Annotated in this window: 28 protein-coding genes; 22 read left to right on the top strand and 6 right to left on the bottom strand. The window is 48.6% G+C overall.

The window, feature by feature from the left end:
* The first annotated feature begins 1 nt into the window (after position 1).
* Complete coding sequence (locus ACJJI5_RS01210; RefSeq protein ID WP_282930522.1) at positions 2-892, top strand: cytochrome c oxidase subunit 3; 891 nt, start codon at positions 2-4, stop codon at positions 890-892.
* 45 nt (positions 893-937) lie between these two features.
* Here ACJJI5_RS01210 and ACJJI5_RS01205 read toward each other — a convergent pair whose 3' ends face one another.
* Positions 938-1,162 carry a DUF2909 domain-containing protein gene (locus ACJJI5_RS01205; protein ID WP_413663912.1) on the bottom strand — a complete coding sequence of 75 codons (225 nt, stop codon included), beginning with the start codon at positions 1,160-1,162 and terminating at the stop codon, positions 938-940.
* A 32-nt stretch (positions 1,163-1,194) separates the two neighbouring features.
* Here ACJJI5_RS01205 and ACJJI5_RS01200 point away from each other — a divergent pair, with 32 nt between their 5' ends.
* The 9 genes from ACJJI5_RS01200 (at position 1,195) to ACJJI5_RS01160 (ending at position 8,249) form a co-directional block, all read left to right on the top strand.
* Entirely contained in the window at positions 1,195-1,956 is a 762-nt protein-coding gene (locus ACJJI5_RS01200; RefSeq protein ID WP_444926348.1) for an SURF1 family protein, read from the top strand.
* Position 1,957: 1 nt separating this feature from the next.
* On the top strand, positions 1,958-2,596 hold the full coding sequence (locus ACJJI5_RS01195; protein WP_445355322.1) for a redox-active disulfide-containing membrane protein: 639 nt from the start codon (positions 1,958-1,960) through the stop codon (positions 2,594-2,596).
* Positions 2,597-2,621: 25 nt separating this feature from the next.
* On the top strand, positions 2,622-3,713 hold the full coding sequence (locus ACJJI5_RS01190) for a COX15/CtaA family protein (RefSeq protein ID WP_445355321.1): 1,092 nt from the start codon (positions 2,622-2,624) through the stop codon (positions 3,711-3,713).
* Positions 3,714-3,750: 37 nt separating this feature from the next.
* Complete coding sequence (cyoE, locus tag ACJJI5_RS01185) at positions 3,751-4,644, top strand: heme o synthase (protein WP_444911858.1); 894 nt, start codon at positions 3,751-3,753, stop codon at positions 4,642-4,644.
* 7 nt (positions 4,645-4,651) lie between these two features.
* The gene (locus tag ACJJI5_RS01180) at positions 4,652-5,320 is read left to right on the top strand and encodes an SCO family protein (RefSeq protein ID WP_413663917.1); all 669 of its coding nucleotides are present in this window, start codon (positions 4,652-4,654) and stop codon (positions 5,318-5,320) included.
* 269 nt (positions 5,321-5,589) lie between these two features.
* Positions 5,590-6,168, top strand: coding sequence for a CPBP family intramembrane glutamic endopeptidase (locus ACJJI5_RS01175; protein ID WP_445355320.1), 579 nt, complete (start codon positions 5,590-5,592; stop codon positions 6,166-6,168).
* Between the two features lie 197 nt (positions 6,169-6,365).
* Positions 6,366-7,562: a dipeptidase gene (locus ACJJI5_RS01170; protein WP_444918678.1), complete on the top strand. Its 1,197-nt coding sequence runs from the start codon at positions 6,366-6,368 to the stop codon at positions 7,560-7,562.
* Positions 7,563-7,647: 85 nt separating this feature from the next.
* A complete protein-coding gene (locus ACJJI5_RS01165) occupies positions 7,648-7,884 on the top strand; it encodes a hypothetical protein (RefSeq protein WP_444918679.1) in 237 nt (78 codons plus the stop codon).
* A gap of 194 nt (positions 7,885-8,078) precedes the next feature.
* On the top strand, positions 8,079-8,249 hold the full coding sequence (locus ACJJI5_RS01160; RefSeq protein WP_413663921.1) for a hypothetical protein: 171 nt from the start codon (positions 8,079-8,081) through the stop codon (positions 8,247-8,249).
* An 87-nt stretch (positions 8,250-8,336) separates the two neighbouring features.
* On the opposite strand, the gene ACJJI5_RS01155 is transcribed toward ACJJI5_RS01160, so the two are convergent.
* The 3 genes from ACJJI5_RS01155 to znuC form a co-directional block, all read right to left on the bottom strand.
* A complete protein-coding gene (locus ACJJI5_RS01155; protein WP_445355319.1) occupies positions 8,337-10,976 on the bottom strand; it encodes a TonB-dependent receptor in 2,640 nt (879 codons plus the stop codon).
* A gap of 203 nt (positions 10,977-11,179) precedes the next feature.
* Positions 11,180-11,980, bottom strand: a complete 801-nt coding sequence (locus ACJJI5_RS01150; RefSeq protein ID WP_413663923.1) for an iron chelate uptake ABC transporter family permease subunit — start codon at positions 11,978-11,980, stop codon at positions 11,180-11,182.
* Positions 11,981-12,772 (bottom strand): zinc ABC transporter ATP-binding protein ZnuC, encoded by a 792-nt coding sequence (gene znuC, locus ACJJI5_RS01145; RefSeq protein ID WP_444919261.1) that lies wholly within the window; start codon positions 12,770-12,772, stop codon positions 11,981-11,983. It abuts the gene before it with no gap.
* 121 nt (positions 12,773-12,893) lie between these two features.
* On the opposite strand from znuC, the gene ACJJI5_RS01140 reads away from it, so the two are divergent.
* The gene (locus ACJJI5_RS01140; protein ID WP_445355318.1) at positions 12,894-13,796 is read left to right on the top strand and encodes a metal ABC transporter substrate-binding protein; all 903 of its coding nucleotides are present in this window, start codon (positions 12,894-12,896) and stop codon (positions 13,794-13,796) included.
* A gap of 55 nt (positions 13,797-13,851) precedes the next feature.
* Here ACJJI5_RS01140 and ACJJI5_RS01135 read toward each other — a convergent pair whose 3' ends face one another.
* On the bottom strand, positions 13,852-14,145 hold the full coding sequence (locus tag ACJJI5_RS01135) for a hypothetical protein (protein ID WP_413663925.1): 294 nt from the start codon (positions 14,143-14,145) through the stop codon (positions 13,852-13,854).
* A 334-nt stretch (positions 14,146-14,479) separates the two neighbouring features.
* Between ACJJI5_RS01135 and polA the strand changes: the two genes are divergently transcribed.
* The 4 genes from polA to ACJJI5_RS01115 all read left to right on the top strand — a co-directional run bounded on the left by polA (position 14,480) and on the right by ACJJI5_RS01115 (position 20,025).
* Positions 14,480-17,218, top strand: a complete 2,739-nt coding sequence (gene polA / locus ACJJI5_RS01130; protein ID WP_445355317.1) for a DNA polymerase I — start codon at positions 14,480-14,482, stop codon at positions 17,216-17,218.
* A 418-nt stretch (positions 17,219-17,636) separates the two neighbouring features.
* A complete protein-coding gene (locus ACJJI5_RS01125) occupies positions 17,637-18,605 on the top strand; it encodes a ribose-phosphate diphosphokinase (protein ID WP_413663927.1) in 969 nt (322 codons plus the stop codon).
* A 735-nt stretch (positions 18,606-19,340) separates the two neighbouring features.
* The gene (locus tag ACJJI5_RS01120) at positions 19,341-19,799 is read left to right on the top strand and encodes a hypothetical protein (RefSeq protein WP_413663928.1); all 459 of its coding nucleotides are present in this window, start codon (positions 19,341-19,343) and stop codon (positions 19,797-19,799) included.
* A 13-nt stretch (positions 19,800-19,812) separates the two neighbouring features.
* A complete protein-coding gene (locus tag ACJJI5_RS01115) occupies positions 19,813-20,025 on the top strand; it encodes a hypothetical protein (protein ID WP_444895557.1) in 213 nt (70 codons plus the stop codon).
* Positions 20,026-20,101: 76 nt separating this feature from the next.
* On the opposite strand, the gene yihA is transcribed toward ACJJI5_RS01115, so the two are convergent.
* The gene (yihA, locus tag ACJJI5_RS01110) at positions 20,102-20,761 is read right to left on the bottom strand and encodes a ribosome biogenesis GTP-binding protein YihA/YsxC (RefSeq protein WP_444895556.1); all 660 of its coding nucleotides are present in this window, start codon (positions 20,759-20,761) and stop codon (positions 20,102-20,104) included.
* Positions 20,762-20,885: 124 nt separating this feature from the next.
* Between yihA and ACJJI5_RS01105 the strand changes: the two genes are divergently transcribed.
* From ACJJI5_RS01105 to ACJJI5_RS01075, 7 genes are all read left to right on the top strand, one after another.
* Positions 20,886-21,560: a c-type cytochrome gene (locus ACJJI5_RS01105; protein WP_282930502.1), complete on the top strand. Its 675-nt coding sequence runs from the start codon at positions 20,886-20,888 to the stop codon at positions 21,558-21,560.
* A 229-nt stretch (positions 21,561-21,789) separates the two neighbouring features.
* Positions 21,790-22,476, top strand: coding sequence for a thiol:disulfide interchange protein DsbA/DsbL (locus tag ACJJI5_RS01100; RefSeq protein WP_413663932.1), 687 nt, complete (start codon positions 21,790-21,792; stop codon positions 22,474-22,476).
* Positions 22,477-22,599: 123 nt separating this feature from the next.
* Positions 22,600-23,796, top strand: a complete 1,197-nt coding sequence (locus tag ACJJI5_RS01095) for a hypothetical protein (RefSeq protein ID WP_445355316.1) — start codon at positions 22,600-22,602, stop codon at positions 23,794-23,796.
* 44 nt (positions 23,797-23,840) lie between these two features.
* Positions 23,841-24,305 carry an ecotin family protein gene (locus tag ACJJI5_RS01090; protein WP_444934569.1) on the top strand — a complete coding sequence of 155 codons (465 nt, stop codon included), beginning with the start codon at positions 23,841-23,843 and terminating at the stop codon, positions 24,303-24,305.
* 265 nt (positions 24,306-24,570) lie between these two features.
* Positions 24,571-25,050 carry a hypothetical protein gene (locus ACJJI5_RS01085; protein WP_444934570.1) on the top strand — a complete coding sequence of 160 codons (480 nt, stop codon included), beginning with the start codon at positions 24,571-24,573 and terminating at the stop codon, positions 25,048-25,050.
* A 45-nt stretch (positions 25,051-25,095) separates the two neighbouring features.
* Positions 25,096-25,770, top strand: coding sequence for a hypothetical protein (locus tag ACJJI5_RS01080; RefSeq protein WP_282930497.1), 675 nt, complete (start codon positions 25,096-25,098; stop codon positions 25,768-25,770).
* A gap of 360 nt (positions 25,771-26,130) precedes the next feature.
* Positions 26,131-26,541 carry an ACT domain-containing protein gene (locus ACJJI5_RS01075; RefSeq protein ID WP_413663935.1) on the top strand — a complete coding sequence of 137 codons (411 nt, stop codon included), beginning with the start codon at positions 26,131-26,133 and terminating at the stop codon, positions 26,539-26,541.

The following is a 26,541-nucleotide window of genomic DNA, read 5'->3' as shown; positions in this document are numbered from 1 at the left end:
TATGGCTAGTGAAAGCAGTTATTACGTGCCCGAACAATCCAGGCTGCCAATTTTTGCGACGATAGGTCTATTCCTAATAGCGTTCGGCGCAGCAAATTGGATTAATGGAGGAAGCTCTTATATTTTCTTCACCGGTGCGTTAGCGATGGCCGCAGTTTTGTGGTTTTGGTTTGCTGCCGTAATCAAGGAGAATATGGCAGGGCTCAACAGTGAACAGTTAAAGAGATCATATGTTTGGGGGATGGGCTGGTTTATATTTTCTGAGGTGATGTTTTTTGCTGCATTCTTTGGAGCACTTTATTACATACGCAATTTTACAGTTCCCTGGTTAGGTGGTGAAGGTGATCGTGGAATTTCCAATATGCTTTGGGAGGGATTCGAAAGTAGCTGGCCCCTATATGTGACTCCTGACGCCGCAGCAAACGGAGAAACGGCAAAATTTATGGGGCCTAAAGATGTGATAGACCCATGGCACTTGCCACTATGGAACACCATCATACTTCTCACCTCCAGTGTAACTGTGCACTTCGCACATGTTTTCCTGAAAAAGAATCAAAGGAAAAATTTCAATATATTACTGGCAATCACTGTGGCATTGGGTGGGGCGTTTATTTTCCTACAAGGTAAAGAATACTACGAAGCCTATCAACACTTGGGGTTAACACTTGAGTCAGGAATCTATGGTACAACATTCTTTATGCTGACCGGATTTCATGGTGCCCATGTCACACTCGGTACAATTATGTTGTTGATCATGTTGTTAAGGTCTGTGATAGCCAATCATTTTAGACCTGATGATCACTTTGGCTTTGAAGCAGCAAGTTGGTATTGGCATTTTGTCGATGTAGTTTGGGTCGGGCTGTTTATATTTGTATATGTTCTAGGTGCTTAATGTGGGCAAGGCTTTCTATCGTATTAATAGAAAGCCTTTGTTTTCTTAATATTTATCAGCCCAAGGTGCCGTTTTTGCCAAAATGCCACTTTCAAAGCCGTACCAAATGGCAAGAAGTAAGAGTGACGCTAGGAGTATTCTAATACCTAATGCGTAGAGTGTGCGCTTGGATTGAGGTGTTCCCATATCTCTAAGTAGAAAAAAAAGTGCACTTGAAAGACTGGCAAGTACGGAAAGGAATAGGACAACAATAACAATCTTTAGCCACATTTTATTATTTTCCATTATTTATGTAGTTGCGCATGATAGTAGATATTCCATCAGCTTCTGCGAAAGATATCAGTTTACCACTGATTCGCAATTGGCCCATCACGATATTTTCTCTGGGTGCATTCATCCTTTTTATCTTTTTAGGATTGTGGCAGCTTGATAGAGCAAAGCAGAAAGTCGAACTTATGCAAAAGGTGGAGAGTAGGCTCTCTCTGCAACCGCAGGAAATCTCAAATCTAAGTTCTTATCAAGAGTATGCGTCTGTAACTTTAGCGGGAGTTTTTCAGAAGGAAATATATTTTCTGGATAACAGAACCAGAAACGGTCGTGTTGGCTATGAAGTACTACAAGTATTTTCAACAGAAAGTACTGATTGGCTTGTCAATAGAGGTTGGATTCCCTCTACTGGCGACCGAGATAGCTTACCTGAAATAACAGCTTCACTTGATGTGAAATCACTTCAGGGCTACTTATACCCCATCGATACTGAATCCTCCTCGAGTGTTAGTCTAGACCCGGTTTTTAATAATAGAATTCAACAAATAAATTCAAATTTCATTGAGACTATAGGCTTAGTTAACAATAGATGGTCGATCCGTTTGTTTGCGGATTCAGGTGCAGCTTTAATTACTGATTGGAATTTTTTCAATAGTGGCCCTGAAAAACATCAAGCGTATGCTTTCCAGTGGTTCACGATGGCAATAGCTGTCTGGCTTTTATGGGCTTATTCAGCCACAAATATTATTTTTAGATTACGTCGTAGATTGAGTAGAAGTTTGAAAAAGGAGTTTTAAAATGAAATCAAATAGTCAGCCAGTTTCACCTGAAAGAAATCTGAGCAAAAGGAAGCCAGCGAATAAAATCATTCAAGGACTCTCAGTGCTAGCATCCGTCGTACTCCCAATTACAGCTGCCTATGTCGTTTACTATACGGGCTTAGGCATGCCTAAAGAGACGATTAATCAAGGTGAATTATTGCAGCCCCCATTTGATATCACTGAAATAAAAATCACCTTTCAAGGACAACAGCAATCACTGGCACAAGAGGGAGAATCAAAATGGCGCTATCTAATATTAAGTGACAGTGATTGTGGTAAAGATTGTGAAGATCTCTTGTATATAAGTAGGCAGGTTCATATTCGGCTGGGGGAAAAAGCTCATAGGGTTGAGAGGCTACTGGTGGTTGGTGATAGTTTGGATGAAAAACGACAAGAACAAATACAAACTGAGCATCCGAAACTAAAAATAGTGAATTTGGATGATGAAAACTTTAAGCAGTTGGTACAGAAAACTGATCATGACGGTGTGACTTCAACCAAGGCATTGCTGGTTGATCAGGAGGGTTATGCAATGATGGCCTATGATCGGCAGCATAGCGGAAATCAATTACTTAAAGATATAAAAAGATTATTGAAGTACTCCTACGAGCAATAAGATTAGTATTCGGAGATTTTCAGTAGTGTCTAAACAAGAAACCCCTAAGAATTGGCGACATATCATTACCTGGTCGGCCTGTATACTAGCTGTCGTAGTTGTTGTTCTAGGTGCATTTACTAGACTGGTGGATGCTGGTTTGGGCTGTCCAGACTGGCCTGGTTGTTATGGTCATCTCACCTGGCCGAACGATATAAAAGAAATTAAAACGGCCAATATGATTTTTCCGGACTCTCCGGTAGATGTCAGTAAAACTTGGCCGGAAATGGTTCATCGATACTTTGCAGGAACTTTACTTTTATTCGTTGTATCACTCACTTATCTTGCTTGGAGAGATCGGCAAGCTCCAACCTTTAAGCAAACACATATTCTTTTAATTATTATTATACTGCAAGCTGCTTTTGGGATGTGGACGGTAACCTTGAAGCTTTGGCCGCAGGTAGTTACTGCTCATCTATTAGGTGGAATGGCAACATTATCTATGTTGTGGATTCTCTGTGAAAGGTTGGCTGATAAACCTAGACAATTACATGGGAGGTATTTACCGGGAATAAGGCGATTACGGCTACTTGCTCTGACTGCAGTTGCAATAGTAATTCTACAGATTGGACTCGGCGGTTGGACCAGCTCTAATTACGCAGCTTTAGCCTGTCCAGATTTTCCAACTTGTCATAACCAATGGTGGCCACAGGCAAACTTTGTAGAAGGCTTTAATATTTTTCAACAAATTGGCCCAAATTATTTAGGTGGTGCATTAGAGAATGATGCACGTACAGCCATACATCTTGCCCATCGTATTGGAGCACTGATTACAACAGCAATTGTACTTATTCTTTCAGTTTTAGCTTGGAGATATGGATTGAGAGGTTGGTCATTATGGCTTACCGGGGTACTACTTCTTCAAGTCAGCTTGGGAATAGCAAATGTTGTTATGTCTCTACCATTAGGGATTGCTGTGGCACACAATGCTGGTGCAGCTCTTCTACTTCTTAGTTTGCTAACTTTTTGTTATCGAATATACACAATGAATGCCGTCATTATAAATAAACAAGAGGTAGTCGATGTGGAAGTAATAGAGCGGGGAGAAGGTTTAACTACCGTATCCAATCTTAATTAGATACTAAGCGTATATAAATATAAAAATAGGTGCGAATATGGCCATAAACTCCACGGGAATACATCAAATTCAATGGCGGGACTACTATGAGCTTACTAAGCCTCGAGTAGTTATGCTTATGCTGTTAACTTCTGTTATTGGAATGTTTTTAGCTGTTCCAGGAATGGTGCCGCTAGATATTTTAGTATTTGGTAATTTGGGAATTGCATTTTGTGCGGGTAGTGCCGCGGCAGTAAATCATTTAGTTGATCGTCATATTGATACAAAAATGGCTCGTACCAGTAATCGCCCGATTGCGAAAGGACGGGTTGAGCCAGTTAAAGCGGTTGCTTTTGCTCTTATCTTGGGTGTGACAGGAATGTTTATCCTGTTGGTTTTTGTAAATGCCCTTACCGCTTGGCTAACCTTAATATCTCTTCTCGGATATGCGGTGATTTACACCATGTTCCTGAAACGCGCCACACCACAAAACATTGTTATTGGCGGGCTTGCAGGAGCCGCTCCGCCCCTACTGGGATGGACTGCGGTTACTGGGGAAGTGCATGGGCATGCATTGTTGTTAGTATTGATTATTTTTGCTTGGACTCCTCCACACTTTTGGGCCCTTGCCGTACATAGAAAAGAAGAGTATGCAAAAGCTGATGTTCCTATGTTGCCGGTTACACATGGAATACCCTATACAAACCTAAATATAGTTTTGTATACCTTTATTTTACTGGCCGTTAGCCTATTGCCCTTTGCCACCGCGATGTTTGGGTGGTTATATTTGCTGGGAGCTGTCGTACTTGGATTTGGTTTTGTTTATTGGAGCCTTGTAATGCTCATTGGAAAAGATCCCAATGCTGGCATGGAGACTTTCAAATATTCAATAATTTATTTAATGGCACTATTTTTTATCATGCTATTAGATCATTATTTAATCGAGGTGTGAGGGAAAAGTGGAAAATCAATATTCTGCCATCGATAAACAGAAACGTGGAATTAGAATTACCGTTATTGTTCTTCTAGTATTAATTCTTGCTGTGCTTGCTGGATTTATACATAAGCTCGGACAGCCTCGTATTATTACTGATGAGGAACTTAGAATTAATGGCACTGTAAAATTGCAGAGACCAAGAATCATAGAAGATATACAATTATTGTCTGATGACAGTAGAGATTTCTATACTAAAGACTTTCAAGGTAAGTGGACTCTGGTATTTTTTGGGTTTACCCACTGTCCAGATATCTGTCCAACAACTCTATCTACACTTAATAATTTTTATAAAACTTTAGACGAAAGTACCAGAGCATCTACAGACGTAGTACTCGTCTCGGTTGACCCAAGTAGGGACAAGCCGGAACAGTTGGGCCAATATGTCCGTTATTTTAATTCTGAATTTCGTGGTATTACCGGTGATTTTTTTAAGCTGAAGAAATTTGCCACTCAGCTAAATGTACCTTTTAATAAAGTTTCTCTTGCTGAGGGCGGTTATACTATCGATCATGGATCTCAAGTTGTATTAATTAATCCTAGAGGACATTATCACGCCTTTTTTAAGGCACCTCTAGATCCTGCGAAAATGAAGTTGACCTATCGTTCAATACGAGCGACCTTTAATGGATAGTGAAGGAATCGCATGAGCTATTGTTATCAAATTAGATATTAATTCTGGGCTAATCGATGCAAAATGAAGTTGCTACTTTAAGGAGAAGAGGAGATCAGACACCATCTGGTATGGTGAGTCCTTGGGCTGCACCTATCTTGCTATCACTTTGTATAATTCCTTTTGGCTGGAGTGGGCTTATAGCCCCTTTAATCTGGATTTTCCTGCGAGCAATAGAGTCTACTAGCAGTTGGCCGAGAGCGTTGTCTTTTCTTTCTGTAGCAGTTTTAATGCTGGTATCGGGGTTAAATTTGCTTCCCGGTAGTGAACATATCCAGGTATTGCCACCCTATACAGATGCAAGTGGTAATCTTATCTATGCCAGCATAAACAGCGGTAAAGCAGTTATTGCTATTGCCTTATTGGCTTTTATGTTGCGCATGAAGCAGACTTTCCGTGTTACGGACTTACCCTATCTTTTATTGGCTATATTTACTCCCGTTGCATTGGGTCTACTCCTGTATACGCCTTCGATAAAATTTACTGGCACTATCGCGGTTGCGGTAATGATAAACTTGGTAATTGTTTGCATTTCTGAAGAGGGGTTCTTCCGGTGGATATTACAGCGGGGTACCGAAGAACTATTAGGGCGCTGGCGCTGGTTATCCGTACCAGTTGTAGCTACGGTGTTTGTGCTTCTACATGGAGGGTGGTCAACAGATATCTCCGCAGTTCTATTATTGATAGTTGCCTCAATCTGTTATGCATTGATTTGGACATTGCGACAGAATTTTTGGATATGCGTAATGACGCATTGGGGGGTAAATCTTTTGCATATGCTCTTGTTACCTTACCCGTTACCCGGTTAGGCCATATATCATCTGCTTTGGATCATTGTTTTATTGTTACCCCTAAGATTCAGCCAATCTGCAGTTATAAGAAAGACAACGATTTAATCTTTGTAGATTAACAAATCAAAGTAATGTATTTAAGAAATGTGATTCTAGATGAGCACTATCTACAGTAAATTTTCTAGATATATTCATACAAATAGGGAGATTGTCATTTGAAAAATTATTTTTTAGTTGGGACATTATGTGCACTAACTTGCAACCCTGTATTTGCAGGTGAAGGTAAAGATCTAGCTCAAGAGCTGGTTCAAGAGTATTTGATTGTTGATGGACATGTAGATGTTCCCTATCGTCTCGAACAAGCTGAAGAAGATGTTGGACTTAGTACGGATAAGGGAGACTTTGATTACCCTCGAGCTAAAGCTGGTGGACTAAATGCCCCCTTTATGTCTATTTATGTCCCTGCAGAAAAGGAGGACGAGGGTGTTGCCAAATCGTATGCAGATACTTTGATTGATAAAGTGGAGGCAATGGTCAAACAGCACCCGGATAAGTTTGCAATACCTAAGTCAATAAATGATCTACAAAAGCAAGTCGATGCCGGCTTAATTTCCTTACCTTTGGGTATAGAGAACGGGGCTCCTATTGAGGGAGATCTTGCCAATTTAAAGTATTTCTCTGATAGAGGGGTGAAGTACATTACCTTAGCCCACTCAAAGAGCAATCATATCTCTGATTCCTCGTATGATAAAAACAGGCCCTGGGAAGGCTTGAGTGCATTCGGAAAGCGCTTGGTACGAGAGATGAATCGGATGGGAGTAATGATCGATATTTCCCACGTATCAGATGCAGCTTTTTGGCAAGTTGTTGATTTATCCGCTGTTCCTGTTATCGCTTCACACTCTTCGGCAAGGCATTTTACGCCGGGATTTGAACGAAATATGAATGATGAAATGATAAAGGCGTTGGCTGACAACGGCGGTATCATCATGGTGAATTTTGGCTCTACTTTTATTAGTGGTGATTCACTGAATTCATATCGTGAAATAACTGATCAGGTTGAGAAATTTGTTAAAGAAAAGGGTTTACCCAAAGATAGTAAGGAAGTTGAGGAGTACTCCGATAAGCTTTCAGCTGAGAAGTTCATTTATGCAGATTTGGAAGATGTTCTTGATCATTTCGACCATATTCGTGATTTAGTGGGAGTGGATCATATAGGCATTGGATCGGATTTTGACGGTGTCGGAGATAGCTTGCCAGTCGGCTTAAAAGACGTCTCTCAATATCCTAATTTGGTTGAAGGTCTGCTAAAGCGTGGGTATAGCAAGCAGGACATTAAAAAAATTCTAGGCGGAAATTTAGTTAGAGTTTGGCAAGCTAATGAAGATTACGCCAAGCGCAATAAAGGATGAGACTCACACTCCTCTAACCAGCTGAGGCTGCACTATTCTGTCAATAATGTTCAAACGGGCAAAGCCCGTTTGTTTTGTATTATTAATGCAGAAAATGCTTTTGGCCGGTTATTTTCGATCTAAGAAAGTACGATTGACGGTGGGTTGGACTGGATTGTCGATTGCCGGTGTATTCTTTATGTGGGGAATTTTGGGTTTTATTCCCTTTATTCCCTCAATGTTAGATATTTTTGGCGTATTGGGATTGCGAATTCCTGCGGCCCTCACCGTGCTTGGATTACTGATGGCTGCAATAGGATTTTGGGAGTTCGATGAAGATTAGAGGGCTTGCTAGGTGTTGAAGGCGTCAGATTTCTTTATCTTGTTGGCAGTTTTAGTTTCACTGGTATTATCCGCTGGTTTATGGTTTAGCGGCTATAAGGAGCAGGGCATATTTACCGCCCTTTGGGTTCCAACCGTGCTCACTTTGGGTATCTATTTCAAAGTGACGGCTCTATTGGCCCGCAGGAACTAACTGTGCCAGAGTCTTACTTACTTTTTATTGGGATAGCAGTCTCACTGTTTGAATTGATCGGTATTATGCTGGGTATCCATGAGTTTCGTAAAGCGGGACTGGAAATGGCTAAACAGAGAATTTCCCTAGAGGCTGCTGCAAAGAAGGCTAGACAGAATATAGAGAACAAATAAATAGCGGCTGAAAAAGCAAAGCGGCGAAAATTGAAAAGGGGAAGCGGTAAGCTTCCCCTTTTTTATGTGCTGATCTACTTATAGTGATTAGAAGCTATAAGTCATCTTGCCGTAGATAAAGCGACCACGGGGATCGTGTTGTGACTGTACATAACCATAAAGGTCTCCGTCGCCATCCCCGATAGCGAAGGGCGGTTCTTCATCGAAGACATTATCCGCACCCAGGCTCAACACCATATTCTCGAAGCCGGTATAACGGGCCTGCATATTCATGGTCAGGAAAGAGTCTACGGTGCGGGAGTTATTGCTGTCATAGTCGAGTGTCCCGTCGAAATCGATATCCGGAGTATCCTCGAATTCACCAATGTAGCTGAGCCCGGCACTAAATCCGAAGGTGTCAAAGGTCCAGTCAGCGGTAGCGTTCCAACGGTGTTGTGGATACTCGTATTCACCGGCCAGGTCGCGAGTGATAAATGCGTCGCCGCTGGAGTTCAGTTCAACACGCTCAAATTCTGCCAGGTAAGAGTAATCCAGGCGCAGGCCAAGCTCTCCGCCCACTAGCTCAAATCCGCTGTAGACAATACTTAGGTCAACGCCCGATACGTCCTGTTCACCAATATTGGTGAAGCTGCTGTCGATAGATTGCAGAGCGCCAAGGGTTTGGCCGTCAACTGGTGTATCGCGGCGGCACACAGTGCTGTCTTGATCCCAGCAATAGAGACTGTAGATATAGCCGAAGGGGACCTCGTCAATCTTACCTTCCTGGGTGATATTCCAATAATCCAGAGACAGTCGCAGGTCTTCTATGGGCTCGTAAACAGCGCCGATGTTAAAGGATTCTGACTCTTCTGCATCCAGATCCGGGTTGCCGGAGAAGACAATGGTGTAGTCGGTCTTTGCACAGTAGGCATCGTTAACTTCACAGCCATAGGTATCAGCGAAGAATAAGGATTCTTGTGACGGGCCTAAGCCGACCTGTGCCAGTGAAGGCGCGCGGAAGCCGGTACCCCAAGAGGTTCGGAAGGATAGCTGGTCGGTTACTGTCCACAGCAGATTTGCCATGGGATTGGTGGTGCTGCCAAAGTCGCTGTAATCATCGTAGCGGGCGGCCACAGTCAGATCGAACCTGGCGGGGAGGGGAATAGCTACCTCTACATAAGCGGAGGAGATATCCCGGCTGGCGCTGGCGGATACGGACTCAGTACCGAAGATCAAACCGCGCTGGAACTGGTCATCAGGGATATCGGAAGCCTTTTCCTCCCGATATTCCAGGCCTGCGGCCATTGCGATGGTGCCACTGGCGGTATCGACTAAATCTCCATTGACTGAGAAGTTATAGCTGGTCAGGTCAGACTTGCCTTGTCGGACCAGGCTGGTGGTGATGGCATCAATCACTGAGTCCGGGTTCTGAACCCCGCCAAACGGATTGTAGTTACCGGCATTAATCTGCTCCTGTAACAGGTCCGTACGCACCCAGCCTTGGGAGCGGTCACCGGTCTGGGTTGTTTCACTGCGGGAGCGCTGAACAGAAGCCTCCCAGTCCCAGTCGGCGACAGAGCCGCGCAGGCCGAAGACACCGCGCAAGTTATCGGTTTCGATATCCCACTGGCGGGCGCCTGCATCCACGGTACGATAGCGGTAAATATCAACATCTTCGCCGAATGGGTTATTGGGATGATCTGCCAATACATAGAGACCCGCGTCGCCATCGAGGGGGGTGGGTGCACCCTGGGCTACGGAGGTATTGTGCTGAACAGCGACCTCGCTAAAGAACTCCAAGCCTTCGGCCAACTGGGTATGGCCAAGCATTAATAGGCCAGTGCGCTCGGCTTCGGGTGTGATCAAAGTCCAGGGGCCGTAATCATAGACACAGACTTCACCGGTATCGCGCTCTTCGGGACAGTTGGGGTCGGAAACAAAGGTACCGCCCACATTAAAGCTACCGGGATAGCCCCTGGAGGAGCGGAAGTCCATACCGCCACGGCTGGATTGGTTAGCAGTATCCAAACCACTGCGTTCGGTGCTGGATAGGCGGCTGTTTTTATGGTGGTCAAAAATAACAGTCAGGTTTGAGTCATCCCCATTGATACCCCAGACGGCGGACATGGATTGCTCGTCATAGCCATCGGCACCACCGTAATCTACGGATACCTCAGTACCTTCAAAGTCTCTACGTAACACCAGATTGACCACACCGGCAACGGCATCGGAACCGTAAATTGCGGAGGCACCATCCTTTAGGACTTCGACCCGCTCAATCGCCGCGAGGGGCACACTGTTGATATCCACAAAGTTGGTAGTAATGCTCTCGGCAAATGCGCTGATAGCCACCCGGCGACCATTTACCAGTACTAGAGTGGCGTCAGCACCCATACCGCGCAGGCTTACAGCGGCAGCTCCGTTTGCGGTAGAGTCCTGGTTGTTACCCCGGGTTGAGAAGGTGCCATTACCTGCGGCGGGGTTTTTTTCAAAAAGCTGTTGCAGATTGGTATAGCCGGACTTTTCAATGGCGTCGCGATCCATTACCTGGATCGGGGTAGCTGTTTCAAATTCAGCGTTTCGACTAATACGGGAACCCACAACTGCAACTTCTTCCATCGCCTGATCCTCGGCGGCAAAGAGTGTTTGTGGGCTAGTGGCAGCGGTTGCCGCCACTATGGCTGTAGTTAATACCTTGCGACGAAGAGAGAACTTTTCCATATCGTTGTGAGTCCATTTTTTTGTCATTATTGGTGACCGGCCTAATAGGGCTGGTCGTCGGGCAACACTAGCAACGACGGAAAACTGACACAATTAGCTAGCGGCTAACCATCAGCTTATTGCGATAAACGGTGACGGGCATCTCACCAATAGGTAGATTTAAGCGACAATTTGCGACAAATAACGAAATAAAATAAGAAATTAGGATGAGATTAACCTGCGAGCCACCTTTAGCTGGCTCGCAGTTGTGAAGTGAGGAAAAACAGTGCTGCGGCCAGAACAATGGAGGGGCCCGCCGGTGTATTCCACAGGATAGAGGCAAGAAGGCCGAGTACTACCGCTAAGCATCCCAGCAATGAGGCCAATACCGCCATACGCTCTGGAGTGTGCGACAGTTTTCGCGCGGTAGCTGCGGGAATAATCAGTAGGGCGGTAATTAACAGAACCCCGACAACTTTCATTGCGATCGCAATCAGTATTGCCAGCATCAACATCAGAGCGATCCGTAATCGCTCGATAGGGACACCTTCCACTGAAGCCAATTCCTCGTGCAGGGTGAAAGCCAGTAACTGTTCCCACAGGAAATAAAGCAGTCCCAGGATCGTGGCGGCGGCAATGGCCATTAGTACCAGATCCTGGCCACTGACCGCGAGTAAATCTCCCAGCAACAGAGATAAGAGATCCACCTTAATCTTGAAGAAACTGACGGTGACAATCCCCAGTGCCAGCATGGAGTGGGACAATATGCCCAGCAGGGTATCTACAGCGAGCTTTTGGCGTTGCTGTAAATACATCAACAGCAGTGCCAGTACACAGCAAGTAATACCGACGGCCACCGTTGGCATAATTTGAAGTACAAAACCCAGCGTCACTCCAAGAAGGGCTGAGTGAGCCAGGGTGTCGCCGAAATAGGCCATGCGTCTCCACACGGCGAAGCAGCCCAAAGGACCGCTGACAACAGCGACCATAAGGCCGGCGGCGAGGGCGTACCAGAGAAATTGGCTATGCAGTAATTCGCCGAAATCGACCACTTATTTTTGCTCTTTGTTTTTTGTATTTGTGTGAGTGTGTTGATGATTGCAGCTGCTTGCGGGCGCAATATCTCCACTTAATTTATGTTGGTGGTTATGTTGGTGGGTATAGGGGGCGACCTTGTCCCCAAATAATTCCAGATAGGCAGGGTGGCGACTTACTTGCTCCGGATGTCCGTGACAGCAGATATGCTGGTTCAAACAAAGGACCCGGTCGGTTGCAGCCATAACTAAATGAAGGTCGTGGGAAACCAGTAACACACCGCAGCCGAGCTCGTCGCGCAGAGTGGCAATTAACTGGTACAACTCACTTTGACCACCGATATCGACTCCCTGCGTGGGTTCATCCAGGACAAGCAGCTGAGGTTTGCGCGATGCGGCACGGGCGAGTAAGACCCGCTGCATTTCTCCACCGGATAGATTTGCCAGAGATGCGCCTCTAAGCTGTCCTGCTCCGACTCTTTCCAATGCCGACTGCGCTTGCTCGGGTTTCATGGCCGGTTGGCCAAGTTGCAAGAAGCGTTCAACTGACATGGGCATTGAGCTATCGATATGAAGCCGCTGGGGCATATAGCCAATACGCAACCCAGTTTGTCGCCACACGCGGCCCTGGGTCGGCTGGCTGAGCCCCAGCAGAAGGCGAAGGAGAGTGGTTTTGCCGGCTCCATTAGGGCCTATTAAGGTGACAATCTCCCCCTGGGACAATTCGACTGTAATATCTTTAAGTAACTGTCTGCCGCCCACCTGAAGGGCGATATTGTCAGCTGTGATAAGCGGCTGGGGTGGATTCAGAATTCAATCTCCGCAGGGAAGTCTTTAAGATGTTTGCTTCCATACCTTCTTTACCGGATATGGACAACCAGGCTGGCAGCTTGGCGCTGGTTGTGATTATATCGCAATTTTTCGCCGCCTAATGTCTCTGATGTATCCCTTCAAACGTCTTTTTACAATCTCCACGGTGCTTCTATTCGGGCTCTTTCTCCCGGCTTGTAGCAAACCGGAATCCGACAGTGGTGGAGAGCTGGTCGTCAGCGTGCGCCCTTTAGCCCTGATCGCCCGGGAAATAACCGGTGAGGATATTCCTGTTCGGGTGCTAGTTGAGGGAGCAGATCCTCACCATTATGCCCCTTCGGTTTCCGATCGGGCTGCACTTGAGCGCGCCTTACTATTGGTGTGGTTGGGACCGCAAATGGAGGGGGTATTGGCAAAACAGGCAGCGCTGTTACCAGCGGGCCGGCAAATGCAGCTTCTGGATATAGAGACCCTTGAATATGAGGGAGCCAGTGCTACCGACCCCCACCTCTGGTTGCGCCCCCGCAATGCGGCAATAGCTGCGGCGCAGATCGCTGAGCGCCTGGCGCAATTACAGCCACAGCAGGCGGAGCTGTTTATGGGGCGTGCACGGCAGTTTTCCAGTTCGATGGCCAACTTGCAGAAAGTTCTCGATCGGGCCTTGTACGGATATCGCGAAGTTCCCATCGTTGTTACGCACGATGCCTATGGTCACTTTTTTGGTTCCGCAGGAGTGAAAACCCACGCTCTGGGCGATGGCAGTGGCGGGGGCTATGGTGCCAAGGCAATGCTGGATTTGTCACAGATTGGCGACGGCTGTCTATTTGGAGATATGCCGGCTAATGAACGAGATCAACAGTTGGCAGAAAACTTGGGGCTGCGTTACGCCGCTTTGGATCTGCTGGGAGATCAGTTGAGTGAAAATGCTGATTACAAGGAATTGATAGAGTCCCTCTTGTCTCAAGCCCGCACTTGCTTGAGTCAGGTTCCCGACCGCAACAAGGATAAATCAGAGGCTCCTTGAGGGCACCAAGTATCCCGCCTACCCAGGGAGGGGGCGGGATCTGGTAGGGTGGCTTCTAGGAACGATTGGTTATTTGCTGTAGTTTCTCTACTCGGGCAGCATCTCTTTCCGCTTGTTTTTGCAGTTTCTCCAGCTGCTGTTTTTGTCTCTCCAGCAAATCATTCTCTCTTTCACGGATAGCTTGCCTGAGTATTAATTCATGGCCTTCTACCTCAGACTGCTGTGAGTGTATTTCATCAGTCGCCTCGGCTTCAGCGGTATGCTCTCCACTGCAATCCGAGCCGGCACTTGCCGAAATGGCAAAGATACTTGCGGCAAACAACAGGGTGGCACGCATCACTCCTCTCATCTTTCGAATCCTTCCTTCAACATCGGGTGGCACAGTTTTTTGGAAATAAAAGATCCCTGACTGCCTGGGGGCAGCCTGTGACAATTTGATTTCCGGGGAGTAGCGAACGCATAAGGTCGCTACCGGCAAGACTAGCCAAGCCTGGAGATTTGGTGAGATCGATGCGCCGATAGTTTTAATCGGCGGGGTAAGTCGAGTGGGCTTTTGTGCAGAGGTTGCCTACGGTGTCTGGCGGGAAAGAATCAGTAAGCGGAAAAACAGAGCGAAGGGCGTTATCCTATCGGCCTGCCGCGCGTCCTGAACGCCAAACTAAGCAAGCAAGAATTCATCGTCTATGAGTAAACAAAACACCTCAGCCGCCCCGTTGATTTTGGTGGATGGTTCCTCCTACCTTTATCGCGCTTTTCACGCGCTGCCGCCATTGACCACCAGCCAGGGTAAGCCTACTGGTGCGGTGCGCGGTGTAATCAGTATGCTGCGCCGCCACCTCAAGGAGCACCCAGGCAGTCCTGTAGTGGTTGTTTTTGATGCAAAGGGCAAGACTTTTCGCGATGAGATGTTTGCCGAATACAAATCCCACCGCCCTCCTATGCCAGATGACTTGCGTGAGCAGATTCAGCCCATTCACGACATCATCGACGCTATGGGATTGCCGCGCTTGGTGGTCGACGGTGTTGAAGCTGATGATGTGATCGGCACCCTGGCGTTGGAGGCCCAGAGTCAGGGGCAGCAAGTCATAATCTCCACCGGCGACAAAGACATGGCGCAGCTGGTGCGTCCGGGCGTTACCTTGGTTAACACCATGTCCAATACCGAAATGGACAGCGAGGGCGTGACTAAGAAATTTGGTGTAGGTCCAGAACTGATTATCGATTTTCTCGCCCTGATGGGAGATAAATCAGACAATATCCCCGGAGTTCCTGGTGTGGGCGAGAAAACCGCTCTGGCACTGTTACAGAATCTGGGAGGCTTGGAGACCATTTATTCCGACCTGGATGCCATTGCACCGCTGGGGTTCCGTGGCTCAAAAACCCTCGGCAAAAAGATGGCGGAGCACCGCGAGGCGGCAGAACTCTCCTATAAGCTCGCCACTATCAAAACCGACGTGGAGATGCCTTATCACCCCCAGGAACTGCACAATTCAGAGCCCAATACAGAGGCACTGGTTGAGCTATTCACGCAGAATGAATTTCGCGGCTGGTTAGAAGAGCTAACCAGTGAAGAGGCTGAAGAAGCCATGGCGGAAGCCGTTGAGCGCGATTACGTCATCGTCACAGAAATGGCGGAGTTCGATGCCTGGCTGGAACAACTGAAGAGTTCAGACATCTTTGCCTTCGACACGGAAACCACCAGCCTCAATTATATGCAGGCAAAATTAGTGGGGGTGTCCTTCGCGGTGGAGCCCTATCGTGCAGCTTATGTTCCCCTGGCCCACGACTATATGGGTGCACCAGAGCAACTGCCGTTTGACGAAGTACTGGCCAAACTCAAACCCCTGCTGGAAGATCCACAGCAGAAGAAGGTGGGGCAGAACCTGAAGTACGACAGTCATATCCTGGCCAACTACGATATTGAATTGCGCGGCATCGCACGGGATACCATGTTGGAGTCCTATGTTCTGGACAGCACTGGCAGCCGTCACGATATGGACAGTCTCGCACTCAAGTACCTGGGGGAGAACACGGTTCACTTCGAGGATATTGCCGGTAAAGGCGCCAAACAGCTGACGTTTAACCAGATCGAGCTGGACAAAGCGGGCCCCTATGCGGCTGAAGATGCAGATATCACCCTGCGTCTCCACAATGAGTTGAGTGCGCGTCTGGAGCGAGAGCCAACTCTGGTAAAGGTACTCGATGAAATTGAGATGCCCCTGCTACCAGTTCTGGCACGTATGGAGCGTAACGGTGCTTATATCGATGCCAAGATGTTGGCGGAGCAGAGTGCTGAACTTGAGCAGCGAATGCGAGAGCTGGAACAGCAGGCTTACGAAGTAGCCGGCGAAGAGTTCAATCTGGGCTCCACCAAGCAGCTGGGGGCGATCCTGTTTGAAAAGCTGCAGATTCCAGTGATCAAGAAGACCCCCAAAGGTGCGCCCTCTACCGCCGAAGCTGTATTGCAGGAATTGGCCCACAACCACGAGCTGCCCGCACTGATAATGCAGTATCGCGGCCTGGCCAAACTGAAGAATACCTACACCGATAAACTGCCAAAGATGATCGACTCGGGTAGCGGTCGTGTACATACCTCTTATCACCAGGCAGTAGCGGCTACCGGGCGCCTGTCCTCCAGTGACCCTAACTTACAGAACATTCCCATTCGTACAGAGGAGGGGCGCCGTATTCGTCGGGCCTTCACCGTTGACCCAAGAATCAATGGTGGCAGTGAGATCATCGCTGCGGACTACTCCCAAATTGAGCTGCGTATTATGGCTCACCTGTCTGGGGACAAAGGGTTGGTGGATGCATTTGCTCAAGGCGCAGATATTCACCGCGCGACGGCGGCAGAAGTCTTTGAAGTGGCTCAGGATGAGGTGACTGATGAGCAGCGCCGGCGGGCCAAAGCGATCAACTTTGGTTTGATTTACGGCATGTCGGCTTTTGGCCTGGCCAAGCAGTTGGATATCCCCCGGGCTGACGCCCAAACTTATATCGACCGTTACTTTGAGCGCTACCCGGGTGTATTGCGCTATATGGAAGATACCCGTGCACAGGCCGCAGAAAAGGGCTATGTGGAAACCCTGTTTGGACGCCGTCTCTATCTGCCGGAAATTAACTCACGCAATGGCATGCAGCGCCAAGCAGCAGAGCGGACCGCAATTAATGCGCCAATGCAGGGTACTGCCGCCGATATTATCAAGCGGGCCATGATCGCTGTGGATAACTGGCTCAGGGAGAAGAAGCTGGCGACCCGGATGATTATGCAAGTACACGATGAATTGGTTCTTGAAGTACCCAAGGATGAGGTCGAAATTGTGGCCGATGGCATTGTTGAATTGATGCAAGGCGCGGCAGAACTCCACGTTCCCCTGATTGTGGATCTGGGGCAGGGCCGAGATTGGGATCAGGCGCACTAATTTGACTGAAGAAACCATCTAAGAATTGAGGTAGGGCGCGCTGCTCGGAATGATTTGGCGCGCTCTTGTTGGTACGGATGAATAAAATGCCAATTTTTGTGTTTTGTTAGGCGTTTTTACAATCTTTTTGAAATTCCGTGGAACTGTTCCGGCGACAGCCCCTCTAAAAAGGCAAGATCGTTGGAATGCGTCATCATCCCCCAAGGAAGTCAGATGTTTGCCCCGGTACTCCCCCAAGTCCGGGGCATTTTTTTGCCTGTCTTTCAGCCCTGATCCTCCCTATCTACGCAAGCCGCAACAACTGCAACACCCGCAACACCCGCAGTACTCCAGATCCTAAATTCCACTGTCCATACTTCTATTAAAACGTGGGCAAGGCGCTTAGCGAGTGTGAGGCGCCAGGCAGGGTACTGAGCTTATGAGCCGCATTAAGTTATTCAGTCTCGATGTGGGAGCAGACTTCGCTGGACGTGTCGCCGCGAGTCTCGGTGAACCGGTATCTCGCCATGAAGAGCGTCAATTCGATGATGGCGAACACAAAGTTCGGCCACTGGATGACGTGGAAGGGGCGGATGTTTTTCTGGTCCAATCCCTTTACACGGATACCAGCAGCTGTGTTGACCAGAAACTTATGCGCTGCCTGTTTTTTATTGGGGCGCTTCGCGATGCCGGTGCCGCGAGAGTGACTGCGGTCATCCCCTACCTTTGCTATGCACGAAAAGAGCGGCGAACCAAATTGCGCGATCCCCTGCCGAGTCGCTATCTAGCCAGTTTTCTGGAAGCCGCCGGAGTAGATGTAGTCGTGACTATGGATGTTCACTCCCTGGCGGCCTTTGAGAACGCATTCCGCTGCCGCACCGTTCACCTGGTTTCCAATCCCCTGTTGATTGAAGTAGCGCGAATGCGCCTATCCGGAGACCCGGGTCCCCTGGTTGTTTTGTCTCCAGATGAGGGAGGGATAAAGCGTGCGGAAAAATTCCGTTTGGCCCTTGGGGATCAATTGGGGGTGCCGGTGGCTAGCGCATTTGTGGAGAAGTATCGTAGCGGTGCTCTGTTGAGTGGGGGAACTTTGATTGGGGAAGTTAAGGATGCCACGGTCATTATCGTCGATGACTTACTTGCTACTGGCCACACAGTTACACGGGCAGTGGACGCGGTGATAAAAGCGGGAGCGAGGCGGATTTTAGTGTTTTGTGTCCACGGACAATTTAGTCGCGATGCTCATACAGCAATGGCGCGCTTGCCGGTGGAATCAATTGTGGTGACTAATTCTCTTCCTCAGTCGCAGCTGCGAGGAAACTGTGAGTGGATAGATTGTGCGCCGTTGATTGCAGATTGTATTCGCCGTCTGCACAGCAATGGGCCAGTGGCGGAGTTAACAATTTGATAAAAATCGACCGCCTTTACATAGAAGAACGTATGAGACGCCAAAACACGTATTTTGTTTACACTTATTTACCAAAGGGGCGGGAACCATCGGGCTTGAGAGCCTATCCAAGTAATCAGTTCATTGTTGCTCCCTAACCCCAAAGCGTTTAGCTTTTTCTACCCCGGATGGTCCCCAACTCCGGGGTTTTTTTATGTCTTTTATAGAGTTCTGCAATTTCATTCATCGGAGTATCTGCCCTTTCCTTTTTGAGTTAAGACCTTAAATCGTTTTATGAGCCGCTCAGCTAGTTTAAGTTTTCGTATACGGCGAGCAGGCCCTTAGATTGGCTCTCCCCAAGACTCCCGCAGAGGTTTTTCACAGTTACCCCTGGGTCCCACGGTTACATTGCCTGTTATCCACTTCCGGCATAATCGATTTTGGGGGCATGGCATAGGTCTAACCTAAAGGTTTAAACCTGCGCTTGGGAAGCATGAAAGTTCAGCCTACTATCGAAGCAGGTAAAGAAATTTTGGGATGAAAAGAACCCTCAGGCGTACCCGTCCCCCTGGGTACGTCTGACAAGTGCCCCACCCCAAGGGCACTGTCCCCTAGCCGGCAGCCCCCATCTGCCGGCTTTTTTTATTTCAGTAAATGACGCCATCACAGCAGAAAGCAGAAGTTGCTTATGAATGCGCTTGCAAATGATAATGGTTCGCATTATCTTTAAGTTAAATCAAATATGGGGGGTTATCGGTGAATTTACGTTACTTGTGTGCCAACCATCGCCAATGGTTGACCGCTGACACGGATCGTGCGGAAAAGGCGTGGCTCGATTGGATTGAGCGCGGCAAGCTTTTGCTTGAAGAGTGCAATTATGCCGAAGCAATACCTTATTTGGGATGCGCCTTCGATCTGGCCAGCTTTCTTCTGGAAAAGCAGTGGCCAACTTATGCCATTTCGGCAACGCGTTTTAGTGAAAGCGCTATCTGGTTAATGGCTGCCTACCGGGAGCTGGGTGATGAAAAACTTCGAAACTACATACTTGCCGGCGCCAGCTCAGTACTCGCCCGCGAGTTGGGCGATAGCCATAAGCAAAGGGTTGCGGCGGATTGCATCAGCTCACTCTACCCCGGAGAGACACAGCAGCAGGTACGAGAGTTCTCCACAGCCAGAATATCCGCCTGTATCAATGGCGGAAACAGAGTGCACTGAGGGGAATGAAAAGATGAATGCCGATGGCAATTCCCGTCTGCTGACGATTGCCATACACGAAGAAACCCTTGCCGCTCTTCTCGCGCAGAGGTACTTACATGCAGAGGAATTGCATTGTTTAACTCCGGGGGCACGCCGACGGCTGCACCGGGTACTGCTTCGCTCCCTGATCCCCGAACAGAAGCGCAAAGCAGCGGCAACTGGTGTGCCCGGAGTTCACTTTTAGGAATTTTCTCCCGGTGTGGGAAAAAGTGAAGTGCTTGTGTTGCTCGGGGGGCGCTGCCCCCGGGCTCCCAGCTCGTTCAATCGTCGGTGGGTGCGGCTTCCTCTGGGATTTCCAGCCACTCATTGAGCTTGCGCTCGAGTTTGTCCAGGCCTGTTTTTTTGGTCGATGAGAAGATCTGCAGAGTGACCCCGTGATTGAGTCCCTGCTCCTTGAGGGTCTTCTCCACTGCAAAGCGAGTGTTGTTGGCTGGACCGTTCTTCAACTTGTCGGCCTTGGTTAGCAGGATGTGCACTGGGAGCTCGGCCTCTACTGCCCAGGTGAGCATATGCAGATCGAACTCCTTGAGGGGTTGGCGAATGTCCATTAGTAACACGAGTCCACGCAGGCACTCACGCTTCTCAAGGTAGGTGGCTAGATGGCGCTGCCACTCATCTTTCATACTGCGGGCGACCTTGGCAAAGCCATAGCCGGGCAGATCCACCAGGCGCTGCTGGTCGGAGAGGCGAAAGAAGTTGATCAACTGGGTGCGCCCCGGTGTTTTAGAGGTACGCGCTAACTTGTTGTTTTCCGTGAGCGCATTGATGGCACTGGACTTCCCCGCATTGGAGCGACCGGCAAAGGCCACCTCGGCACCAAAGTCCTCCGGACACTCAGTCAGGGTGGGGGCACTGGTGAGAAATTGTATGGAACGGTAGTTCAGTTTTGGTGGTTGGGCTTTAAATTCTGAATTTGACATCGTATAAGTCTGTTTATTCGGTACACTCGCTTGGCGCGCAAGTATATAATGCCGCCGTTTTCGCGTCGCAGGACTATCGGGGGCGGTGCGAAACGCCATCTCTCAGCGCGCAACGGGACGACGTATGAACAGCATTATCAAGAACACTGCTCTGGCACTCGGTTTAGTTTTCGGCTTGGGCGCCGTGCCCTTGGCGCTGGCTGCGGGCGACGCTGCTGCGGGCAAGGCAAAAGCCGCTCAATGTGCAGCCTGCCACGGTGCAGACGGTAACAGTATTGCTCCAGCTTTTCCAAAGATTGCCGGACTCGGCGAAAAATATCTGTATAAGCAGCTTAAAGATATTAAAGGTACACCTGACGGTAAAAAGGCCCGCGATGTGCCGCAAATGATCGGTCAGTTGGACAACTTCAACGATCAGGACCTGCAGGATATCGCCGCTTACTTTGCCTCGCAGCCAATGCAGCTGACCGGATCTGAGGCTATTTCCGTGATGCTAAACAACGGTGAGAACGTCGACGGCCTGATGCTTGGACGTAAAATCTACCGTGGTGGCAATATGGAGACTGGTGTTCCTGCCTGTATGGGATGCCACTCACCTGCTGGACTGGGCAATGCACCGGCCGGTTACCCTCGTCTGGGCGGTCAGTATCCAGAGTACATCGAAGCCCAGCTGAAAGCATTCCGTGCGGGTACCCGCAACAATGACGGTGAAGTTCGCACTATGCGCACCGTGGCCAAGCAACTCTCCGATGCAGAGATCAAGGCGCTGGCCAACTATATCGCAGGCCTGACTGACTAATAGTCACAGGATTTGAGTACACTGAGGCCGGTCTGCAACCGGCCTTTTTTGTGCCTGTCGCCTGAGCATAAAGCCGCTTTCCATAGACGTACTAGGCAGTTTTTGCAGTGTTTCCTTGCACGAGGGTCCGGGAACTTAAATAATCTGCGTTGTCTATTGTGTCCTCAGTGGCTCGACAGCCCGCCGCTAGATGGCGTTCGCACCACTAAATAAAAGTTGGAGAAGACTTATGAGAGCATTTCTCGCCCCGATCACGATGGTTTTTGCTGTAATGTTCAGCCTCGTTGCCTGCGCCCAGGAAAGTGGCGAGTTTAAAGCGGGCCAGCACTATGAAGTATTGCCGCAGGCTGTACCACAAAAGAGCAACGACAAGATCGAAGTGACTGAGATGTTCTGGTACGGCTGTGCCCACTGCTTCACTTTTGAGCCAACTCTGGAGCGCTGGAAAGAAAAGATGCCCAGCGATGTTGCGCTGCTGAAATTGCCAGCAATTTGGCAGCCGGTTATGGATGTACACGCTCGTCTTTACTACGTAGCAGATTCCATGGGTGTTCTGGAAAAGATGCACACGCCTATCTTTAACACCATCTACACTCAGCGCCAGATGCTGGCTGTCCGCGAAGGTCGCAACTGGGTGCCTGACTTAAAGGCTATCGAGGCTTTGTTTAACAAGCATGGTGAAGATGGTGCAAAAGCTGCGAAGCTGATGAATTCCTTCGCTATCAACAGCAAAGTGAAGCAAGGCATGGCCAATCAGCGCGCTTACAAAATGACCGGTACCCCGGAAGTAGTTGTTGCGGGCAAATACCGTATCAGTTCCTCTTTCCCCGGATATAAAGGTAAGAGCAATGGCCAGGAGCTGATGCTGCAAGTGGCGGATTACCTGATTGCCAAAGAGCGAGCGGATCGCGGCTAAGCTTTCCGATTGAAGAAACCCCGCCTCGAGCGGGGTTTTTTATTTCTACCCTAAGAAAGGTGCCCCGCAATCTGTCGAGAGGCTCCTAACATCGATCAACCTTGCCCGATCCGGAAGCCACTAATGGGATTCAAATGGATTTTACTGTTTACCCTCCTAGCTGGCTTAATCGCACCTGTTTCAGCCCAGGACACTTCAAGCAGCAATACTGTGGCCGCTCAGGCCAGCAATCTTCTCTCCTATATAGCGGTAGACTACGGCGACGCCGTAGAGAACAGGCAGCGACTGGACACTCCTCTGTATGAACTACAGAAGCAACAGGTAGAAGAAGTACTGCGCCTGGTCACTCAACTCCCCGATCGGCCTGGTCGGCAGGGTTTGCAGAAAAGCCTCTCGGACTTGCGTAAGGCGATTGAGGATAAGGATTCCAGCGCAGAGGTGCGCCGTCGAGCCAATGCAATCGCCGATCGCCTTGCTGCTTTGTATCAGCTGCAGCGGTCACCCAGTTACTCTTTGCCCTCGCCGGGTTTTATGATGCCTGTTTATCAGCAGCGGTGTGCCATCTGCCACGGTGTCGACGGTGAGGGTAGTAATGAAGGCCCAGCCCTCAATGATCTTGAGAGAATGGCGGGGTTCAGTCTTTATGATCTTTATAACACCCTGGACCCAGAAACTGACTCTATTCACACAGTCGACATTGATGGAGATCTGACCGGCCTACAGCGCTGGGCATTAGCGGTGACTGTCGCTGCTTTTCCAGTGGCGAATCAGTTGCCACCCTCTTCCGACTTGGCGACCCGTTACCCCGGGTTACTGGGACTCCCGGGAATGGCGACCACTAAACCGGCGGAACTTGAGCCAACTCTGCAACAAGCATTGATGTGGTGGCGCGGAAACCCCCACCTTGTACGCACTCTGATCCCCCCTCTTATCAGCGCAATTGGCTTGCTGCAGCTGGCGGAGACGGACTATCGAGGAGGAGATATAACAGCGGCATACGGTAAGTTAATGCTGGCTTATCGTGATGGGTATAGGCCGTTACGACAGGAGCTGCTGATTCGTGACAAGGTACTGGTGGAGCAGCTTCAGGTCCAATGGCAGCAATTGCGGGGTGACTTGATTGGTGGTGCCAGTTCTACAGAAGTTATTGCCGCGTTTCAAAATCTGCGGGCGGATCTCAATCTGGCCCACTCCAAGTTGGAGCCACCTGCGATGGGGGAGGGGCGATACCTATGGACTGCCGCTCTGTTTGCTTTGGCAATCGGTTTGGGGGCGCTGCTCTGGTGGGGACTGCGAAGACAAAAGCGAACTAGACTTTAAAAAGTTTTGTCCGCCATTTCCCGGCGCAGTAGTGAGGCCATACCATGTCAAAATTAGTTGCCACTGCCTTCATGTTGTTACTGGCCCTGGATTGCCACGGTTCTGAGCCTCTGGATGCATTTCCAGAGGAGGTTGAAGGCAAGTTACGTCACGTTATCAAGCTGCCCAAGGTTGTCGATGAAAGTCGCTTCAGGGTTGAGTTGATACCGGGAAAAAGCCAAGTCGCGGAATGCAACTTGCAAAGCTTTAGCGCCCCATTGCGTAAGGACATACTCCCAGGCTGGGGTTACCCCTTTTATGTCCTGTCCGATTTGACCCCGACCACAGATACGCAAAAGGTCTGTGCCCAAGGCAGTGAATCCCGGCGATTTATCACCGTGCGCGGTGATGGCTTGATGCTGCCTTATAGCAGTAAGTTGCCAATGGTTATATATCTGCCACAGGGCGTGCAGTTAAAGTATCGGGTGTGGAGAGCAGACAAGAATTTTTCCGAAGCAAAATCCAGATAGTTGGACTACCGGTAAAAATGACTTGGCATTCTTTTTGTGAATTTGTCGTAAATTTGAATATTTTTAACGTTTAACCTGCCACCGTTGTAAATTGCGTCTAGCCTTACTTTTCGAGGGATGTGAAAAATAGCGCCGAAGCGTTTTTTCATGCCGATAAGTGAGGCTTTAGCCCCGTAATCGGAAAGGAAAATTGGCGACTTCCCCAGTCGTCTTTTGAATAACCCGCCCCCTGTAATGCACTGGGGCCGATACCGTAGGGCAGCGCATGAAGTTTTTGCGTCTTTTACCAAAGCGGCATTTTATCAAGCCGGTTGTTCCATTTATCACAGCAATTTTCCTAGCGATACCAATGTGGGCCTCGGCGGAGTCCGCCCAGCAAAAGTGGGCGGGAAATTGGCTGGTTGTGAGTGAAGGCGATGATCAATTAGTGTGGCAACTGCATGCCGATGGCTCCGGATATGCCTATGGATTTAATGCCAAAGGCCTATTGACCCATGGTTTTGCCATTAACTGGCAATTGGATGGTGACCGGGTGCGAGTTAAAACGGGAACCTCGGTGCGCTGTAAGGGCGGGGTTGTATCTGTCGCATTTCGAGATTGGAGCCGTGCCACCCTCCTCTTTGCAGTGATTGATGGCCGTCATTGGCTGCAGGCGGGCGGTGGACTTCTGAGCTTTCAGCGTCGGTTGGCTGATTGGCGAACCCCCAAGGCCGGTGCAAGTTGCCCGGATATTGTCAGTCGCTAGCAGCTTAATTCCGTGCGAACGATATTTAATCCGTGCGTGGAAAAGATGAGTAGTGGGTGGGAATGGATAAAATTCTATCTCTTCCTGCCACTGCTAATTTTTGTCGTAAGTGCAAATGCCAGTGAAGAGAAACGAAAAACACTCAATGAAGGCTGGCATGCAAAATCACGCTACGATGCCAGTCAATGGGTTGGGGCCTGGCTGATTTCCCGCGATGGTGAAGCGCGGCATGTCTGGAGTCTCAAGCCCGATGGCACTGGGAGATCCTACGCTTTTTTAAGGCAAAATGGAGAGATGCAATTCGTATTTGGATACGATATTAATTGGTATTTTGATCCATTTACTCAAATGGCCAATATAAAGACCGGACGCAGAATTATTTGCAAGCGAGGGAAGATTTACCCCTATTTTCTCACTTTAAAATCCTACGAAAGTGACTATGCGGTAAGGGGAAAGTTTGCCTGGCAAACAACATGGACAGAAGTGAGTATTGGGCGAAATCGCCTGCATAAATCCTACGTAGTTTTTGTAGCCCCCCTATCCGCATGGCATGATCCAGATAGAGATTCACCCTGCCCCAAATTTCCCCGTGTGCGACTGGAAAAGGATATTGATGCGGTGCTGAAGAGCTGGGAGGTTGAACAGGATTCGTCGGAAGTGGATACAACTCCGGCACCCAATGAACCGGAATTTGATGGTGAAGAGCTGAGAAATCCGTAACTTCTCACAGTCATTGGGTCAACTTCTCTCAATAAGAATTAATCCCATCAATATATTTTTAACTTTCCACCAGCTAAAATCCGACTTCTCTAAGCTTCAGGAAAACTCTTAAAAAATATTTAGTTATTAAACTGCCAGCTCTATTCGGAAAATAATTCTAAAAAAATGCGTGATCTTATTTTTTCCAAATTAGAATACTCTGCCGGGTAATAGAGAGCCCACAAAAAGTAGTTTTAGAGTTGGACTATTTTCATCTTAAGACAGGTATTAATCAGAAAGATTGATCCAAAAACAGTGCGACCGTGTAGAAACCGGTCGTATTAATCAGGTTGGAGAAAACTTCCAGACGGCAAAGAAAGCATGAAAGCTGATCTATCCATAGTGAGAGCATTGAGAACTTTGTATCCCAAGCTGCACGATGAAATCTATGTGTTTTGTCAGGTTTCAGATAGTCGGTTTACAGATATTTTGTCAGAGAGTTTGTGTTTCTTCCGAGAAGGTGAGGGAATGAGTGTGATACTGCCTCAACGTTCGGCTCGGCAATTAGATATTGCCGCAAGCGCCCCCTTTCGCCAAATCACTTTGCAGATCCTGGCTGGTCTTGATGCGGTGCGGGTTATTCCTGTGGTCGCCCAGGAATTAATGGAGGCTGGAATAGATACCAGCGTGGTATCCACACTACACCGTGACCACATTTTTGTCCCTGATGAGCGCGCGGAATTTGCAGTAAAAATTCTGCGCGGTATTCGAAATCGAGTTCAATATAGCTGA

Source organism: Microbulbifer maximicatervae (SeqCode), assembly GCF_052467955.1.
This window is presented reverse-complemented; position numbering and strand designations above follow the sequence as displayed.